Source organism: Cyanobium sp. ATX 6F1 (genome assembly GCF_024346315.1).
Lineage (GTDB): Bacteria > Cyanobacteriota > Cyanobacteriia > PCC-6307 > Cyanobiaceae > ATX-6F1.
This window is the reverse complement of sequence record NZ_JAGQCS010000003.1, coordinates 315956-331217: the sequence shown is the minus strand read 5'-3', so window position 1 is coordinate 331217 and position 15262 is coordinate 315956. Positions and strand designations below refer to the sequence as shown.

The 15262-nt window shown below is 68.8% G+C and carries 16 protein-coding genes; 7 read left to right on the top strand and 9 right to left on the bottom strand.

Going from position 1 to position 15262, the window contains the following annotated elements; translation table 11 throughout:
- Window positions 1–14: 14 nt before the first annotated feature.
- A complete protein-coding gene (gene gatA / locus KBZ13_RS06815) occupies window positions 15–1475 on the top strand; it encodes an Asp-tRNA(Asn)/Glu-tRNA(Gln) amidotransferase subunit GatA (RefSeq protein WP_255007671.1) in 1461 nt (486 codons plus the stop codon).
- 68 nt (window positions 1476–1543) lie between these two features.
- Window positions 1544–5068, top strand: coding sequence for a DNA polymerase III subunit alpha (locus KBZ13_RS06810; protein WP_255007756.1), 3525 nt, complete (start codon window positions 1544–1546; stop codon window positions 5066–5068).
- A 9-nt stretch (window positions 5069–5077) separates the two neighbouring features.
- Here KBZ13_RS06810 and KBZ13_RS06805 read toward each other — a convergent pair whose 3' ends face one another.
- The 3 genes from KBZ13_RS06805 to ruvA are packed head-to-tail and all read right to left on the bottom strand — an operon-like array spanning window position 5078 to window position 6520.
- A complete protein-coding gene (locus KBZ13_RS06805; protein WP_255007669.1) occupies window positions 5078–5503 on the bottom strand; it encodes a PAM68 family protein in 426 nt (141 codons plus the stop codon).
- Between the two features lie 8 nt (window positions 5504–5511).
- On the bottom strand, window positions 5512–5781 hold the full coding sequence (gene rpsO, locus KBZ13_RS06800; RefSeq protein ID WP_255007667.1) for a 30S ribosomal protein S15: 270 nt from the start codon (window positions 5779–5781) through the stop codon (window positions 5512–5514).
- A gap of 58 nt (window positions 5782–5839) precedes the next feature.
- Window positions 5840–6520: a Holliday junction branch migration protein RuvA gene (gene ruvA, locus KBZ13_RS06795; RefSeq protein ID WP_255007665.1), complete on the bottom strand. Its 681-nt coding sequence runs from the start codon at window positions 6518–6520 to the stop codon at window positions 5840–5842.
- A 22-nt stretch (window positions 6521–6542) separates the two neighbouring features.
- On the opposite strand from ruvA, the gene KBZ13_RS06790 reads away from it, so the two are divergent.
- Window positions 6543–6998, top strand: coding sequence for a hypothetical protein (locus KBZ13_RS06790; RefSeq protein ID WP_255007663.1), 456 nt, complete (start codon window positions 6543–6545; stop codon window positions 6996–6998).
- On the opposite strand, the gene KBZ13_RS06785 is transcribed toward KBZ13_RS06790, so the two are convergent.
- Window positions 6943–7803, bottom strand: coding sequence for a DMT family transporter (locus tag KBZ13_RS06785; protein WP_255007662.1), 861 nt, complete (start codon window positions 7801–7803; stop codon window positions 6943–6945). The two genes, KBZ13_RS06790 and KBZ13_RS06785, sit on opposite strands and share 56 nt — an antisense overlap.
- A gap of 97 nt (window positions 7804–7900) precedes the next feature.
- On the opposite strand from KBZ13_RS06785, the gene dnaG reads away from it, so the two are divergent.
- From dnaG to KBZ13_RS06770, 3 genes are all read left to right on the top strand, one after another.
- The gene (dnaG, locus tag KBZ13_RS06780; RefSeq protein WP_255007660.1) at window positions 7901–10015 is read left to right on the top strand and encodes a DNA primase; all 2115 of its coding nucleotides are present in this window, start codon (window positions 7901–7903) and stop codon (window positions 10013–10015) included.
- A gap of 84 nt (window positions 10016–10099) precedes the next feature.
- Window positions 10100–10438, top strand: a complete 339-nt coding sequence (locus KBZ13_RS06775; protein ID WP_255007658.1) for a hypothetical protein — start codon at window positions 10100–10102, stop codon at window positions 10436–10438.
- Window positions 10428–11756 carry a Rieske 2Fe-2S domain-containing protein gene (locus KBZ13_RS06770; protein ID WP_255007657.1) on the top strand — a complete coding sequence of 443 codons (1329 nt, stop codon included), beginning with the start codon at window positions 10428–10430 and terminating at the stop codon, window positions 11754–11756. Before KBZ13_RS06775 ends, KBZ13_RS06770 begins: the two co-directional genes overlap by 11 nt.
- A gap of 34 nt (window positions 11757–11790) precedes the next feature.
- On the opposite strand, the gene KBZ13_RS06765 is transcribed toward KBZ13_RS06770, so the two are convergent.
- The 4 genes from KBZ13_RS06765 to KBZ13_RS06750 are packed head-to-tail and all read right to left on the bottom strand — an operon-like array spanning window position 11791 to window position 14496.
- Complete coding sequence (locus tag KBZ13_RS06765; RefSeq protein WP_255007656.1) at window positions 11791–13074, bottom strand: Y-family DNA polymerase; 1284 nt, start codon at window positions 13072–13074, stop codon at window positions 11791–11793.
- A gap of 12 nt (window positions 13075–13086) precedes the next feature.
- Complete coding sequence (locus KBZ13_RS06760; RefSeq protein ID WP_255007655.1) at window positions 13087–13476, bottom strand: LexA family protein; 390 nt, start codon at window positions 13474–13476, stop codon at window positions 13087–13089.
- 53 nt (window positions 13477–13529) lie between these two features.
- Window positions 13530–14015: a hypothetical protein gene (locus KBZ13_RS06755; protein ID WP_255007654.1), complete on the bottom strand. Its 486-nt coding sequence runs from the start codon at window positions 14013–14015 to the stop codon at window positions 13530–13532.
- 1 nt (window position 14016) lies between these two features.
- Window positions 14017–14496 (bottom strand): pentapeptide repeat-containing protein, encoded by a 480-nt coding sequence (locus KBZ13_RS06750; protein ID WP_255007653.1) that lies wholly within the window; start codon window positions 14494–14496, stop codon window positions 14017–14019.
- 73 nt (window positions 14497–14569) lie between these two features.
- On the opposite strand from KBZ13_RS06750, the gene KBZ13_RS06745 reads away from it, so the two are divergent.
- Window positions 14570–14932: a YraN family protein gene (locus KBZ13_RS06745; RefSeq protein WP_255007652.1), complete on the top strand. Its 363-nt coding sequence runs from the start codon at window positions 14570–14572 to the stop codon at window positions 14930–14932.
- Between the two features lie 11 nt (window positions 14933–14943).
- Here the strand turns inward: KBZ13_RS06745 and KBZ13_RS06740 are convergent, their stop codons facing one another.
- On the bottom strand, window positions 14944–15222 hold the full coding sequence (locus KBZ13_RS06740) for a hypothetical protein (RefSeq protein WP_255007651.1): 279 nt from the start codon (window positions 15220–15222) through the stop codon (window positions 14944–14946).
- Window positions 15223–15262 lie beyond the last annotated feature (40 nt).

The following is a 15262-nucleotide window of genomic DNA, read 5'->3' as shown; positions in this document are numbered from 1 at the left end:
GTGGTGAGAGGTTGATGGGGATCGCCGAGTGGCGGGTTCAGCTGGAACGGGGGGAGATTTCCGCCCGTGAACTCACCGACCTTCACCTGAACCGGATCGCGGCGGTCGATCCCAGCCTGCATGCCTTCTTGACGGTCACGGCCGATCGCGCCAGGGCCGATGCGGACCGCATCGATGCCGCCCGTGCCGCCGGGGAGCCCTTGCCGCCCCTGGCCGGCATTCCCTTGGCGATCAAGGACAACCTTTGCACCAAGGGCATTGCCACCACCTGCTCCAGCCGGATGCTGGAGCACTTCGTGCCCCCCTATGAGTCCACCGTCACCGAGCGCTTGTGGCTGGCGGGCGGGGTGATGCTGGGCAAGACCAATCTCGATGAGTTCGCCATGGGCAGCTCCACCGAGACCAGCGCCTTCGGGGCCACCCGCAACCCCTGGAACATCGAGCGGGTGCCGGGCGGCAGCTCCGGCGGCAGTGCCGCCGCCGTGGCGGCGGGCGAATGCGTCGCCTCCCTGGGTTCCGACACCGGCGGCTCGATCCGCCAGCCCGCCTCCTTCTGCGGCGTGGTGGGGCTCAAACCCACCTATGGCCGCGTCAGCCGCTGGGGGCTGGTGGCCTTTGCCAGCTCCCTCGACCAGGTGGGCCCCTTCACCTCCAGCGTGGCTGATGCAGCGGAAATGCTTCAGGTGATCGCTGGGGCCGATCCCCGTGATGCCACCTGTCTGGATGTGCCTGTGCCCGATTACCGGGCCGCCCTGGGGCAGCCCGTGGCGGGCCTGCGGGTGGGTCTGATCCGCGAATGCTTCGAGCAGGACGGCCTTGATCCCCAGGTGGCCGCCTCGGTGCTGGCGGCCGCCGAGCAGCTCAAGGCCCTGGGCTGCGAGCTGGTGGATGTCAGTTGTCCGCGCTTCAACGACGGCATCGCGACTTACTACGTGATCGCCCCTTCGGAGGCCTCCGCCAACCTGGCCCGCTACGACGGGGTCAAGTACGGCCTGCGCAGTGAGGGGGAGGCCAGCCTGGCGGCGATGACATCCCGCAGCCGCGCCGAGGGCTTCGGAGATGAGGTGCAGCGCCGCATCCTGATCGGCACCTATGCCCTCTCAGCGGGCTACGTGGAGGCGTTCTACAAGAAGGCTCAGCAGGTGCGCACCTTGATCCGCCGCGATTTCGACGCCGCCTTCGAGACCGTCGATGTGTTGCTCACGCCCACCTCCCCCACCACCGCCTTCCGCGGCGGTGACAATGCCGATGATCCCCTGGCCATGTACCTGGCCGACCTGCTGACGATTCCCGCCAACCTGGCGGGTCTGCCAGCGATCAGCCTGCCCTGCGGCTTCGATGACGCCGATCTCCCCATCGGCGTGCAACTGATCACCGGGGTGCTCCAGGAGGAACGGCTGCTGCAGGTGGCCCACCACTACGAGCTGGCGGCGGCGGTGATGGAGAAACGCCCCGAGGGCCAGCTGATCCGCTGAGGCCACCACATCTGGTGGTTGCCAGTAATCTGAGCCCAACCTGTGGTGGCGCTCTGCGCCAGGACCCCGTGGCCTTTGTCCCCCTCCACAACCACAGCGACTACAGCCTGCTGGACGGGGCGAGTCAGTTGCCGGCCATGGTGGAGCGGGCCGTCGAGCTGGGGATGGGCGCCCTGGCGCTCACCGACCACGGCGTCATGTATGGCGCGATCGAGCTGCTGAAGCTCTGCACCAAGGCGGGCATCAAGCCGATCATCGGCAACGAGATGTACGTGATCAACGGTTCGATCGAGGATCCGTGGGTCAAAGGAGAGCGGCGCTACCACCTGGTGGTGCTGGCCAAGAACGTCACCGGCTATCGCAACCTGGTCAAGCTCACCAGCCTCAGCCACCTGCGCGGCATGCGCGGGCGGGGCATCTTTGCCCGCGCCTGCATCGACAAAGCCACACTCGAGCGCCACAGCGAGGGCTTGATCGTGGCCACCGCCTGCCTCGGGGGTGAGATCCCCCAGGCGATCCTGCGGGGACGCCCCGAGGTGGCCCGGGAGGTGGCCCGCTGGTATCAGGAGCGCTTCGGCGGCGATTTTTATCTGGAGATCCAGGACCACGGCTCTCCGGAAGACCGGATCGTCAACGTCGAGATGGTGCGCATCGCCGCCGAGCTGGGCATTGAGCTGATCGCCACCAACGACGCCCACTACCTCAGCAGCGCCGATGTGGAGGCCCACGACGCCCTGCTCTGCGTGCTCACCGGCAAGCTCGTCAGCGACGAGAAACGCCTGCGCTACACGGGCACGGAATACATCAAGAGTGAAGCGGAGATGGGGCGGCTGTTCGCTGACCATCTCGAGCCCGAGCTGGTGGCTGAAGCGATCGCGAACACCGCCAAAGTGGCCGCGAAAGTTGAGCCCTACGACATCCTGGGCCGCTACCAGATGCCCCGCTTCCCGATCCCTGAAGGCCACACGCCGGTCAGCTATCTCACTGAAGTGGCGGAACAGGGCTTACGCCAGCGCCTTGAACTGACAGCCACCGACCCCATCGATCCCACCTACGGCGAGCGGCTGGCCTTCGAGCTGCAGGTGATGGAGCAGATGGGGTTTCCCACCTACTTCCTGGTGGTCTGGGACTACATCCGCTTTGCCCGGGAGCAGGGCATTCCGGTGGGGCCGGGCCGCGGCTCGGCCGCCGGCTCGCTGGTGGCCTACGCCCTCGGCATCACCGCCCTCGATCCGGTGGAGCACGGCCTGTTGTTCGAGCGCTTCTTGAACCCGGAGCGCAAGTCGATGCCGGACATCGACACCGACTTCTGCATCGAGCGCCGTAGCGAGGTGATCGACTACGTCACCCAACGCTACGGCGAAGACAAGGTTGCCCAGATCATCACCTTCAACCGCATGACCTCGAAGGCGGTGCTCAAGGATGTCGCCCGGGTGCTCGACATCCCCTACGGCGATGCCGACCGGCTGGCCAAGCTGATCCCGGTGGTGCGCGGCAAGCCCGCCAAGCTCGCCCAGATGATCGGGCCCGACTCACCGGCTCCCGAGTTCCGCGAGAAGTACGAGAAGGATCCGATCGTGCGCCGCTGGGTTGACATGGCCCGGCGCATCGAAGGCACCAACAAGACCTTCGGGGTGCATGCGGCGGGCGTGGTGATCGCCGCCGAACCGCTCGATGAGCTTGTGCCGTTGCAGCGCAACAACGACGGGCAGGTGATCACCCAGTACTACATGGAGGATGTGGAGGCCATGGGCCTCCTGAAGATGGACTTCCTGGGGCTGAAGAACCTCACGATGATCGAAAAAACCATCGAGCTGGTGCGCAAGCAGATCGGTGAGCGGATTGATCCCGATCGCCTCCCCCCGGAGGATCCGGGCACCTTCGCCCTGCTGGCCCGGGGTGATCTCGAAGGCATCTTCCAGCTGGAATCCAGCGGCATGCGCCAGATCGTGCGCGATCTCAAGCCCTCCTCTCTTGAAGACATCTCATCGATCCTGGCGCTCTACCGGCCAGGCCCCCTGGATGCGGGGCTGATTCCCAAGTTCATCAACCGCAAGCACGGCCGCGAAGCGATCGATTTCGCTTGCCCTGGCCTGGAGCCGATTCTCAAGGAAACCTACGGAATCATGGTCTACCAGGAGCAGATCATGCGCATTGCCCAGGATCTGGCCGGCTATTCCCTTGGTGAGGCCGACCTGCTGCGGCGGGCAATGGGGAAGAAGAAAAAGAGCGAGATGGAGAAACACCAGAGCCTGTTCGTGCAGGGCGCCACCGAACGGGGTGTGGATCAGCGTGTGGCCGAAGGGTTGTTCGAGCAGATGGTGCTGTTCGCCGAATACTGCTTCAACAAGAGCCATTCCACCGCCTATGGCGCCGTCACCTACCAGACCGCCTACCTCAAAGCCCATTACCCGGTGGCCTACATGGCCGCCCTGCTCACGGTGAATGCTGGTGCCACCGACAAGGTGCAGCGCTACATCTCCAACTGCAATGCCATGGGAATCGAAGTGATGCCTCCCGATGTGAATGCCTCCGGCATCGACTTCACCCCCACCGGCGAGCGCATCCTGTTCGGCCTCTCGGCCGTCCGCAACCTGGGCGATGGCGCCATCCGCAGCCTGATCGAGGAACGCGCCAACGGCCCATTCGTGTCCCTGGCCGACCTCTGCGATCGCCTCGCCAGCAACGCCCTCAACCGTCGTGGCCTGGAATCACTGATCCATGGCGGTGCCCTCGACAGCCTGGAGCCCAAGGCCAACCGTGCCCAGCTGATGGCCGATCTGGATCTGATCCTGGATTGGGCCAGCTCCCGTGCCAAGGACCGCGCCAGTGGCCAGGGCAACCTCTTTGATCTGTTCGCGGCGACGGCTCCTGCTGGTGAGGCCCCTGCCGCCATCGCCGACATCAGCACCGCCCCCAGGGCGGCCCCTGTGGCTGATTACCCCCCCAGCGAAAAACTCAGGCTGGAGAAGGAGCTGGTGGGTTTCTACCTCTCCGATCACCCGCTCAAGCAGCTCACCCGCCCCTTGCGTCTGCTCTCACCGATCGGCCTGGCCAGCCTGGAGGAACAGCCCGACAAGGCCCGCGTCAGTGTGGTGGCGATGGTGCCGGAGATCCGTCAGGTCAACACCCGCAAAGGGGACCGCATGGCGGTGCTGCAACTCGAAGACCTCAGCGGCAGCTGCGAAGCGGTGGTCTTTCCCAGGACCTATGCCCGTCTGGCGGACCACCTGATGGTGGATGCCCGTCTGATGATCTGGGCGAGCGTTGATCGGCGCGACGATCGGGTGCAGTTGATCGTCGACGATTGCCGCGCCATCGACGATCTGCAGGTGTTGCTGGTGGAGCTTCCGGCCGAGCAGGCCAACGACATCGCCGTGCAGCATCGTCTCCGGGAGTGCCTCACGCAGCACCGCAATGAGCAGGAGCAGGCCTGCCGGCGGGTGCCGGTGGTGGCGTTGGTGCGGCGTGACCACGAGACCCGCTACGTGCGCCTGGGGCATCAGTTCTGCGTCAACGACGCCAGCGCCGCCATGGGCACGCTGGCCCAGGCGGCCTTCACGGCCCGGCTCAGTTCCCCCATGGCCCACTGAGCTCCTGGCTCAGGAGCGGCCGTTTGAGCGCAGGCGCGAGAGGTTCAGGCTGATCTGCTCAAAGCCCAGCAGACTGCCGGGGGCCTCCTCCCAGCTGGCGGAGAAGACGCCGTAGCTCAGCCCCACCAGGCCGAGCAGGAACAGGGCCCCCGAGCTCACCAGGGTGACGCCCGTGGGGATGTCGAGCCGTCCCTGGCTGACCAGCAGGTAACTGCCCACGAACACGCCCATGCCCATGAACGTGGGCAGGCCGGTGGCCAGGGCGATGCGGCGTGCCATGCGATTGGCCACGGACTGGGGGATGCCCTGGGGAGCTGGGGCTTTCTCTTTCCGGGCGGACGCCACTGCGGGGGATCGGGACGTCGAGGCACGGCTGGCCTTGGTGCCGATGGGGTCACCGCCTGTGCCGCCCTGAGCGCTCCGCTGGCGTCCCATGGGCGACCTCAGCCCCGGATGCCGAGGGTTTTGATCAGGTTGCCGTAGCGGGTCTCGCTGATGGAGCGCAGGTAGGAGAGCAGACGCTTGCGGCGGCCGATCAGCTTGAGCAGCCCCTGGCGCGAGGAGAAATCGTGCTTGTTCTGCTGCAGGTGCCCGGTGAGCTGGGTGATGCGCTCGCTCAGCATGGCCACCTGCACTTCCGCGGAACCGGTGTCGGTGCCGTGGGTCTGGTGGGTGTTGATGAGTTCCTGCTTTTTGGTGGTGTCGAGCGGCATGCGCGGCGTCTGGCCCTGACGGAGCAAACCAACAACTTACCGCCCCATGGGCCCCCCATCAGGCCGCTGGCCTTGAGAGCCAGCGCAGGGATTCCCGCAACCAGACATCGGCGCCGGCGCTGGCCTCGAGGCCTGCACCGCCCACGGCTCTCAGGGCCCGGTTGATCTCCAGGGCTTCGTAGCCCAGGGCGCTGAGGGTGAGCTGCACCTCGTCACGGGTGGGGCCCTGCGGGGCGGGCCCTTCGAGATCCGCCTCAGGTCTGGTGCCACGATCAAGCGCCCGCCCCTGGGCTGTCTCCAACTGCGGGGATTCCTCGCCAAAGCGTTCCTCCAGCCGGCCCCGCAGCTCCACCGACAGGCGTTCGGCGGTGCGCTTGCCCACCCCGGGGGCCGAGCTGAGCAGGCGCAGGTCGGCCTGCACGATCGCTCGCACCAGTTCACGGGGTTCGAGGCAGCCCAGGAGTCCCACCGCCATCTGCGGCCCCACGCCGCTCACGGCCACCAGTTCGCGGAACAGATCCCTCTCGCTGCGGGCGGCGAAGCCGTACAGGGTCCAGGCGTCCTCCCGGATCAGTTGGTGCGTGGCCAGGGCGAGCTCAGCGCCGGCGGCCGGCAACGCCGTCCAGTGGCGGCTGGTGATCTGCACCTCGTAGCCCACCCCATGGCAGAGCAGCAGCAGACCGTGGCGGCTGCCCTGTTGCCAGCGATCGGCGAGTTGCCCTTGCAGCCAGCCGATCATGGGGAGACCCGAGAAGGCCCCCATGCTGCCCGGTCTGACAACCCTGGCCCGTCTGCGCACGATCCTGCTCGCCCTGGGACTGAGCACCTTGCTGGCCCTTGGCGGCTGTGATCGCCTCGCCCAGCCCCCCCACCGCGTGCTGCTCCAGGCCCTTGGGCTGCAGATTGCCCTGACCCAGCGCTCGATTGCCGAGGCACTCGCCCTTGATCCCACCGGCTTGCCGGAGGTGAGCCGGGTGCGCGTGGAGCAGCAGCAGGCCCTGACCATCGGCGACCAGCGCGGTCTGCGCCTGGAGGGTCGCTTCGACTGGCGTCTGGCCGGTGATCCGATCCGTGTCGACAGCCCCTTCGAGCTCTTCCTGGAGCGGGGCGCCAAGGGCCAGAGCTGGCGTCTGGTCCGCCCCGATGGCACCAGCGACGGCGTCAGCCAGAACTGGTTGACCTATCCGCTGCCCCTGCCGGGGGAACGCCCAGGCTGAGGAGTGTGGCCGAGAGCACCAGGGCGGCTCCCAGCACGGTCCAGCCGCTGAGGCGCTCGGCGAAGAACAGCCAGCCCCAGAGGGCCGCAAAGATCACCTGGGCATAGCTCATCGCTGTTGCCCGCGCCGCCGGCAGGGCCATCAGGCCCTTGGTGAGCCCGATCTGTCCCAGTTGGGTGAACAGCCCCACCCCCACCAGCCAGAGCAGCTCCGTGGCCGTGGGCCACACCGGCTGGAGCGCCACCAACGGCAGGGTGAGCGGGATCGCCACCAGGGGGAAATAGAACACGATCACCAAGGGGTGCTCGCTGCGCCCGAGGGCACGCACGCTCACGTAGGCCAGGGCCGTGAGCACCGCACCAGCCACCCCCAGCAGCAGCGGCAGCAGCGGCAGGGTGCTGGGCTGGCCGGTGAGCCAGCTGGGCTGGGCCACCACCAGCACCCCCAACCAGCCCAGGGCCATGGCCAGTAGCAGTTGTGGGGCCAGCTGCTCCCGCAGGGCGGCCCAGGCCAGCAGGGCCGTGAAGGTGGGGTAGAGGTACTGGAGCACCGTGGCCGAGGCCAACGGGAGCTGGGTGAGGGCGCCGTAGACGCAACCCAGGGCCGCCGTGCCGATCACGCCCCGCAGGATCAGCATCCCCTTGCGCTTGCCCCAGATCGGCAGGTTGCGGCGGCGCAGCAGCCACCAGCTCAGCCCCACGCTGACCAGGGCCCGGGCCAGCACCACCTCCGCCACGCTCAGGCGGCTGCCCACCGCCTTGACGCAGACCCCCATCAGGCTGAAGGCCAGGGCACTGGAGAGCATCCAGAGCAGGGCCTGTCCCTCACCTCCCCACTTCTGGTGTCCTGGGGCAGAATGGTCCTCACCCTCACTCCACCGGTGGTGTGCCGGATCCACCGCCTTGAGCCTGCCGCGCCTCCACCCCCGCACGATCGATGCCGTCAAGGAGCGTGCTGACATCGTCGATGTGGTGGGTGAGCACGTGGTGCTCAAGAAGAAGGGGCGCGAGTTCGTGGGGATCTGCCCCTTCCACGACGACACTTCACCGTCGATGACCGTGTCACCGGCCAAGCAGTTCTACTACTGCTTCTCCTGTGGTGCCGGCGGCAACGCGATCAAGTTCCTGATGGAGCTGCAGCGCCACAGCTTCAGCGATGTGGTGCTGGAGCTGGCGCGCAAGTACCAGCTGCCGGTGGAAACCCTCGATGGCCCCCAGCAGGAGCGCCTGCGCAAGCAGCTCTCGCGCCAGGAGCAGCTGCACCGGGTGCTGGGCCTGGCCAGCGGCTGGTTCCGCGCCCAGCTGCGCAGCCCGGAGGGGGCCTCCGCCCTGGCCTACCTCAAGGAGCAGCGGGGCCTGAGCGAAACCACCCTGGAGGCCTTCGAGCTGGGCTACGCCCCCGAACGCTGGGATGGGCTGCTGAATCACCTGCAGCAGGTGGAGGGGTTCGCCCCTGAGTTGCTGGAGGCCGCCGGGCTGGTGGTGCCGCGAAAAGGCCAGTCGGGCGAGAACGGCCGTGGCTTCTACGACCGCTTCCGCCACCGGGTGATGGTGCCGATCCGCGACCGTCAGGGCCGGGTGATCGGTTTCGGTGGCCGCAGCCTCGATGGGGGCGAGCCGAAGTATCTCAATTCCCCGGAGACGGAGGTCTTCGAGAAGGGCAAACACCTGTTCGGTCTTGATCGGGCCAGCGCCGCGATCCGCAAGGACGACCAGGCTGTGGTGGTGGAGGGTTATTTCGATGTGATCGCCCTGCACGCGGCCGGGATCACCAATGCGGTGGCGTCGTTGGGCACGGCCCTCAGCAGCCAGCAGATCACCCAGCTCTGCCGCTGCTGCGACAGCCGCCGTCTGGTGCTCAATTTCGACACCGACGGGGCGGGGGTGCGGGCGGCCCAGCGGGCGATCGGCGAGGTGGAGCAGCTGGCCCTGCAGGGTCAGGTGGAGCTGCGGGTACTCCAACTCCCCGCCGGCAAGGACCCCGATGAGTTCCTCAAGGACCACGGAGCCGGGGAGTATCGCGCCCTGCTGGAGCAGGCGCCCCAGTGGCTCGACTGGCAGATCGAGCAGGCCCTTGAGGGCAAGGACCTGGCCAAGGCCGAACAGTTCCAGCAGGCGGTGCAGGCCCTGGTGGCGCTGCTGGGCAAGCTGCCCCAGAGCGCCCTCCGCAGCCACTACCTCCAGAAAGTGGCCGAACGCCTCTCCGGCGGCCAGGCCCGCGTCGCCCGCCAGCTCGAAGACGACCTGCGCCTGCAGGTGAAGGGCCAGCGCTGGCATGGCCGCGCCGCCCGCTGGGAGCAGCCCGGCGAGATCGGCCAACGGGAGCGGGCCGAGGCGGAACTGCTGCGCCTCTATCTCCACTGCGGTCCTTACCGCGGCGCGATCCGCCGCGAGCTGCGCCAGCGGGAACTCGATGAGTTCGCCCTGCAACACCACCGCCTGCTCTGGGCCACCCTCAGCGAAATCGAGGAAGACAACCTCGGCGCCGGCCGGCTGGAGGCGGTGAACCGCGGAACCGATCCCGGCACCGACCTGGCGGATCTGGATCTGCCCCAGCTTCTGGCCGACCGGCTGCTGGTGGAGGAGAGCGCCCTGCTCAACCGGCTCACCCCGCTGCTGGAGCCCAGTGAGCTCCAGCTCATGGGGCTGGCCCAACCGCTGCTGCAACTGCGCGGCACCACGGCGGCCCTGGAGCGCCAGCGCAGCCTCAAGCGTTGCCGTCACCTGCTCGATGCCTGGCGCTCCCAGCGGCTTCAGACGCTCGAGCAGTGCATCGCCCAGCTGCTGCAGCAGGAAGACCAGGAGCGCGGCGAGCCCGCTGCTCCCGAGCCACCGATCGCAGCGGCCCTCCGCCCCGTGGGCCTCGACATGGAATCCCGGATCGCCGCAATGTTCGCCGAGCTCAACGGCGATGCCCTGCGCTTTCAGGAGCTGTACTACAACGAGCGCAAGCACATCGGCCACCTCGACCAGCAACGCTGCGCCGGGCTGGAGGAAGTGCTGGGCCAGGCGAGCTGAACGCCGCAGCCGCCGCGCCGATGCGTGAGACTGGCTTGGGTCCGACGCCCCCCGGCGCCGGTTCTGTTGACGATCCCAGGAGTGATGAGCGAGTTTTCCCCTGACGCCCCTGGTCCTTCGTCCCCGCCGTCACCCCTGGCTCCCGCCGCTGAGCCCGAGCTGCGTGGCTATGTGTTCACCACCTACACCCAGCTGCTGGAGCGCCTGCCACCCCCCGATGACCACCCCCCCGAGGGGAGCCATGTGCACTGGACCCTCGGCACCAGCTTCGGCTGGCTGAGGATCTACGACCGGAACGCCGAGTCGTTGCCCCGGGGCCGGTATCTGTGGCATGTGGCGGCAGCCCACACCCAGGCCACCGGTTTCGTCACCGCCCTGGTGGGGGAGCACTTCACACCGTTGATGGGGACCCATGGGAGCTGATCAGCTGTGGCGCCGCAGCTGGTACCCGGTGGCGTTCTCGAAGGATCTGGAGCCCGATCGCCCCACGGCCTTCACCCTGCTGGGCGATGACCTGGTGCTCTGGTTCGATCGCCAGGCGAGCCCGGAGGCCCCCGCCGGTCAGTGGCGTGCCTTCGCCGATGTCTGTCCCCATCGGCTGGTGCCCCTGTCCCAGGGACGCCTCAATGACCGCGGCGAGCTGGAGTGCCCCTACCACGGCTGGAGTTTCAACGGTCAGGGCCACTGCACCGCCATTCCCCAGGCCGACCCCGGCATCAGCCTCGACACCCCCCGCAGCCGCTGCCGCCCCTACGCCACCGCCCTTGGCCAGGGGCTGCTGTTCGTCTTCGCCGGCGATCCCGCCGAGGCCGCCAGCGTTCCACTGCCGCTGTTGCCCTGGCTTGAGGAGGACCCGGGCAGCTGGACCGTTCAGGACTCCTTCCGCGATCTCCCCTACGACGCCCTGACGCTGCTAGAGAACGTGCTGGACGTCAGCCATGTGCCCTTCACCCACCACGCCACCGTCGGCAAGCGTGAATCGGCGGGGCCGGTGGCCCTGGAGCTCACCTCCAGCGGGCCCGAGGGGTTCACCGGGGTCTGGCCGGAGGGCCCACGCCAGGGCAGCCTTGGCAGCCAGAGCACCGTGTTCACCGGCCCCTGCCTGATGGTCCATGACCTCCAGGGCAAGGGAGCGCTCCGCTTTCAGACGGTCGTGTACGCCACGCCGATCCGGCGCGGGCAGTGCCGCCTGCTCGTGCGTCTGCCCTTCCGTTTCGGCTCCCCCTGGCCGGGGCGGCTGATCAACCTGCGCCCCGAGTGGTTGCAGCATCTGGCGAACCACGTGGTGCTCGAAGACGACCAGTTGTTCCTGCACGCCCAGGAGCGTGTGCTGGAGGAACGCGGCGGCGGCAAGGCGTTGGTGCGCGCCTGCCATCTGGCCACCCGCGCGGACACCTACGTGCGTGCCCTGCATGACTGGGTGAGCGCTGTGGGCGGCGGGCCCTTCGGGGAGGCGCCCCTGCCGGAGCGCCTGGGCCAGACGCCCCTGCTGGAGCGCTACGAGAGCCACACGCGTCACTGCCGCAGCTGCCGCGGCGCCGACCGTCGCCTGGCCCAGTTACGTCCGATCGCGGCGGTCATCGGCCTGCTGGCCCTGCTGGGAGCCGCCTGGTGGGGGCCCGGCTCGGCGGCCCTGGCCTCCTTGGCTGTGGCCCTGGTGGCTGGCCTGATCTGGCTCCAGGCCGGCCGTTGGCGCCAGCAGCTGCGCGCCGGGCATCCCTTGCCCCCGCGCAACCGCTGATTCAGGCCCACACTTGTTTCAGGCCCAGACTTTTTCAGGCCCAGACCACCGGCACGTGCTCCAGGCGGGTGGTGGCGGCAGCGGAAAGCCGCTCCCGCTTCATCGCCCAGAGCGGATCGAGGCCGCAGGCGGCCCATTGCACCGTGCCCCGGCCGTGGCGGCCGTTGAGCCGGTCCACCGTCTCCATCAGCGCGGCCCGGCGGGCCTGCTGCTCCGGGCTCTGGCTCACCAGCAGGTGCTGCTGCAGCAGCTCCTCCCCCTGCAGCTCCTGCAGCAGCACCCCTGCTTTTTGGAAACGTTTGCGGGGCCGGTAGAGGCGCCCCACCAGGGGCAGAGCGGCCGCCAGCAGCACGGCGGTGTCCTGGCTGGCCAGGGACAGGCGCACGCTGGCGGCCTGGCTGTAGAAGCCGTCGGCGAAGGGGCTGGTGCGGGCGAACACCGTGAGCGCCCCGGCCAACTGGCGCTGGCGCCGCAGTTTTTCGGCCGCCCGCACCACGTAGGTGGCCACCGCCTGGCGCAGGTCCTCCAGATCCTCCACGGGTCGGCTGAAGCTGCGGCTCACGCAGGTTTCCTGCTTGGCGGGCACGCCCTGCTGCAGCGGCAGGCAGGCCACCCCCCGCAGCTCCAGCTGCAGCCGCACCCCCACCACACCGCAGCGGGCGCGCAGTTCACCGCTGGGCATGTCCCGCAGCTGGCGGGCGTTGGCGATCCCCCGCAGGCGGCACCAGCGCGAGAGCTTGCGGCCGATGCCCCAGACGTCCTCGATCGCCACCCGCTCCAGCCAATCCTCCAGTCCCCCCGAGCCCAGAGCGGCGCCGAGGTCGAGCACGCCGGCCTGGGCGGGGTTGCTTTTGGCCAGGCGGTTGGCGGCCTTGGCCAGCACCTTGGTGGGGGCCAGGCCGATGGCGATCGGCAGGCCCAGGTCCTGGCGGATGCGGGTGCGCAGCTCCCGGGCCCAGGGACCCAGGTCACCGCCGGCGGGGCGGTGCAGCCGGGCGAAGGCCTCGTCGATCGAATACACCTCCAGCTCCTCACTGGCCGCCTCCAGCAGCGACATCAGCCGCTGGCTCATGTCGCCGTAGAGGGCGTAGTTGGAGCTGCGCACCGCCACCCCGTGGCGCTCCAGCACGGGCCGGAGCTTGAAGTAGGGCAGGCCCATGGCGATCCCCAGCCGCCGGGCCTCGGCGCTGCGGGAGACCACCATGCCGTCGTTGTTGGAGAGCACCACCAGCGGCCGCCCCAGCAGGGCCGGATCGAGGGCCTGCTCGCAGGCGGCATAGAAGTTGTTGCCATCGATCAGTGCAATCGCCTGGGCCATCGCGGCGGTGCCTCAGAGCGGGTGGATCACGTGCACGGCCACGCCCCAGATCTGCACGTCACCGCCGTGCTCCAGCTCCAGCTCGATCGGTGGGTAGGCGGGGTGGGCCGCCTCCAGCCGCAGGCGGCCCCGGTGCCAGGCCAGGCGTTTGAGGGTGAAGGCCCCCTCAAAGGCCGCCACCACGATCTGGCCGGGGCGCGGCTCGAGGCTGCGGTCCACGATCAGCAGGTCGCCGTGCTGGATGCCGGCGCCGTTCATCGACTCGCCGCTGACTCGCAGGAAGAAGGTGCTGCTGGGGTGGCGGATCAGCTGCTCGTTGAGGTCGATGCCGCTGTCGATGTAGTCGTCGGCGGGGCTGGGGAAGCCGGCCGCCACCGTTTCGGTGGCCAGGGGAAGGCGCATGGGGGTCCAGCCGCAGGCGCCTCAGGCTAGTACAGATGTATTGACCTTCGTCTTCAGTCCGCTTCGTCGCCCTCCAGCAGCAGTTGCTGGAAGGCCGTGTACAGCTCGGGGTGCTCCGCCGCGGTGCGGGGATCCCGCTGGCCCAGCACGGTGGGTCGGGCGGCCTTGCGGCGGGGAGGTTCGGGGGCAGCAGACGGCGAAGCTGAAGGGCCCTTCCCGGAGGGCTGCGGGCGCAGCATCTCGGCCCCCTGGGCCTGCTGCCGCTGGCCCTGGCGTTTCTGCTCCTCCGCCTGCCGCAGCCGCTCCAGCAGATGGGGCGGCACCGTGCCGTCGGGGCTCACCTGCATCAGCTCGTGGAACAACGCCTCAGGGTCGGTCTCGATCTCCACCCTGTGGCGCCGCTCGCTGGCGGGGACGGCGGGGCCTCCCCCGGGGCCCATGGCCGAGAGTTCCGGCTTGGGAGTCGGCAGCGGCAGCGGCTGGGGCAGGCGCCGGCCCAACTCCTTGAGCCGCTCAAGGCTGCGGGGATCGAAACTCATCTCAGGCGCAGCCGAGGGACTCGCGGGTGGCGCGGCCGGTCACCGGGTTGGTGCCGCTGGCCTGGGCGCAGAGGGTCTTGAGGGCGTCGGCGCGCAGGGGCACGTTGGTGAAATCGGCGCCTTCGATCGTCACGCCCCGGAACTTGGTGTTGAAGGCGAAGGCGTTCTCCAGCACCGCATTGGTGAGATCGCTGCCATCGAAGATGGCTGAATCGAGGGTGGCATCGCGCAGGTCGGCGCCACGGAAGCTGGTGTCCTGGAGCTTGGCCCCGAACAGGCTGGCGCCGCGCAGATCGGAGCCTGTGAAGTCGGCGTCGCGCAGGTTGGTGAGGTTGAAGGTCACCTCGCGCAGGTCGGTGTGGGAAAAATCCTGGCCGATCAGCACCTGCTTGGCGTAGTCCATGGCGGCGAAGGCCGGTGCGCTCAGGCCCGGTGACAGCCAGAGCAGAGCGGCGAGCAGTGAGGCCAGCAGAACGGCCATGGCGCCCAAGGCAGCTACCTGAACCTTAGTCACGGCCGGTGGGGGGAACCCTGGGAGCAGCGGCCGAGCTGGCATGGGAGGCAACAGTCGACAACGCGCGGGCACCTGGGCCGAAGACTGGGTGCTGGGGCTGTTGGAGGCCACGGGCTGGAGTCTGGTGAGCCGCAACTGGCGCTGCCGCTGGGGCGAGCTGGATCTGCTGCTGGCCAAGCCCGGCCGCCTGCTGCTGGTGGAGGTCAAGGGGCGTGCGCGCGCCGGGCCCGATGGCTGGGGCGCGGCGGCAATTGGGCGTGAGAAGCGCAGACGATTGGCCAGGGCCTGGCTCAGCTGGGCGGTGGAGCATCCCGAGTGGCGTGACGCAACGCTGGAATGGGTGGCGGCCCTGGTGCCCCTGCCACCGGCGGTGGGGCCGGTGCGCTGGTTCCGCCTGGAGTGAACGGGGCGTCTTCAGGGCGGAGAGGGGACCGGTGCACCAGGCGGGGGCACCGGAGCGGCGGTGAACTCCACCGTGCAGCGGTAACGGGAGTTGTCCATGCCGACGGAGATCTCCTGGCAGCGGGTGGTGGTGACCGTGGCACCGGCCGGAACCTGCTGCATCGCCCGCTGGGTGGCATTGGTGCGGTCCCAGACTGAATCGGCGGTCACGCTGCCGGCCAGGGCCGGTGCCCCCAGGCCACTGAGCAGGGCTCCCAGCAGCGGCAACAACCAACGGGTCCTGCGAACCATGGGACAGCAGTGGAGGCCTTTCCCCTGTCTAGCCATGCTG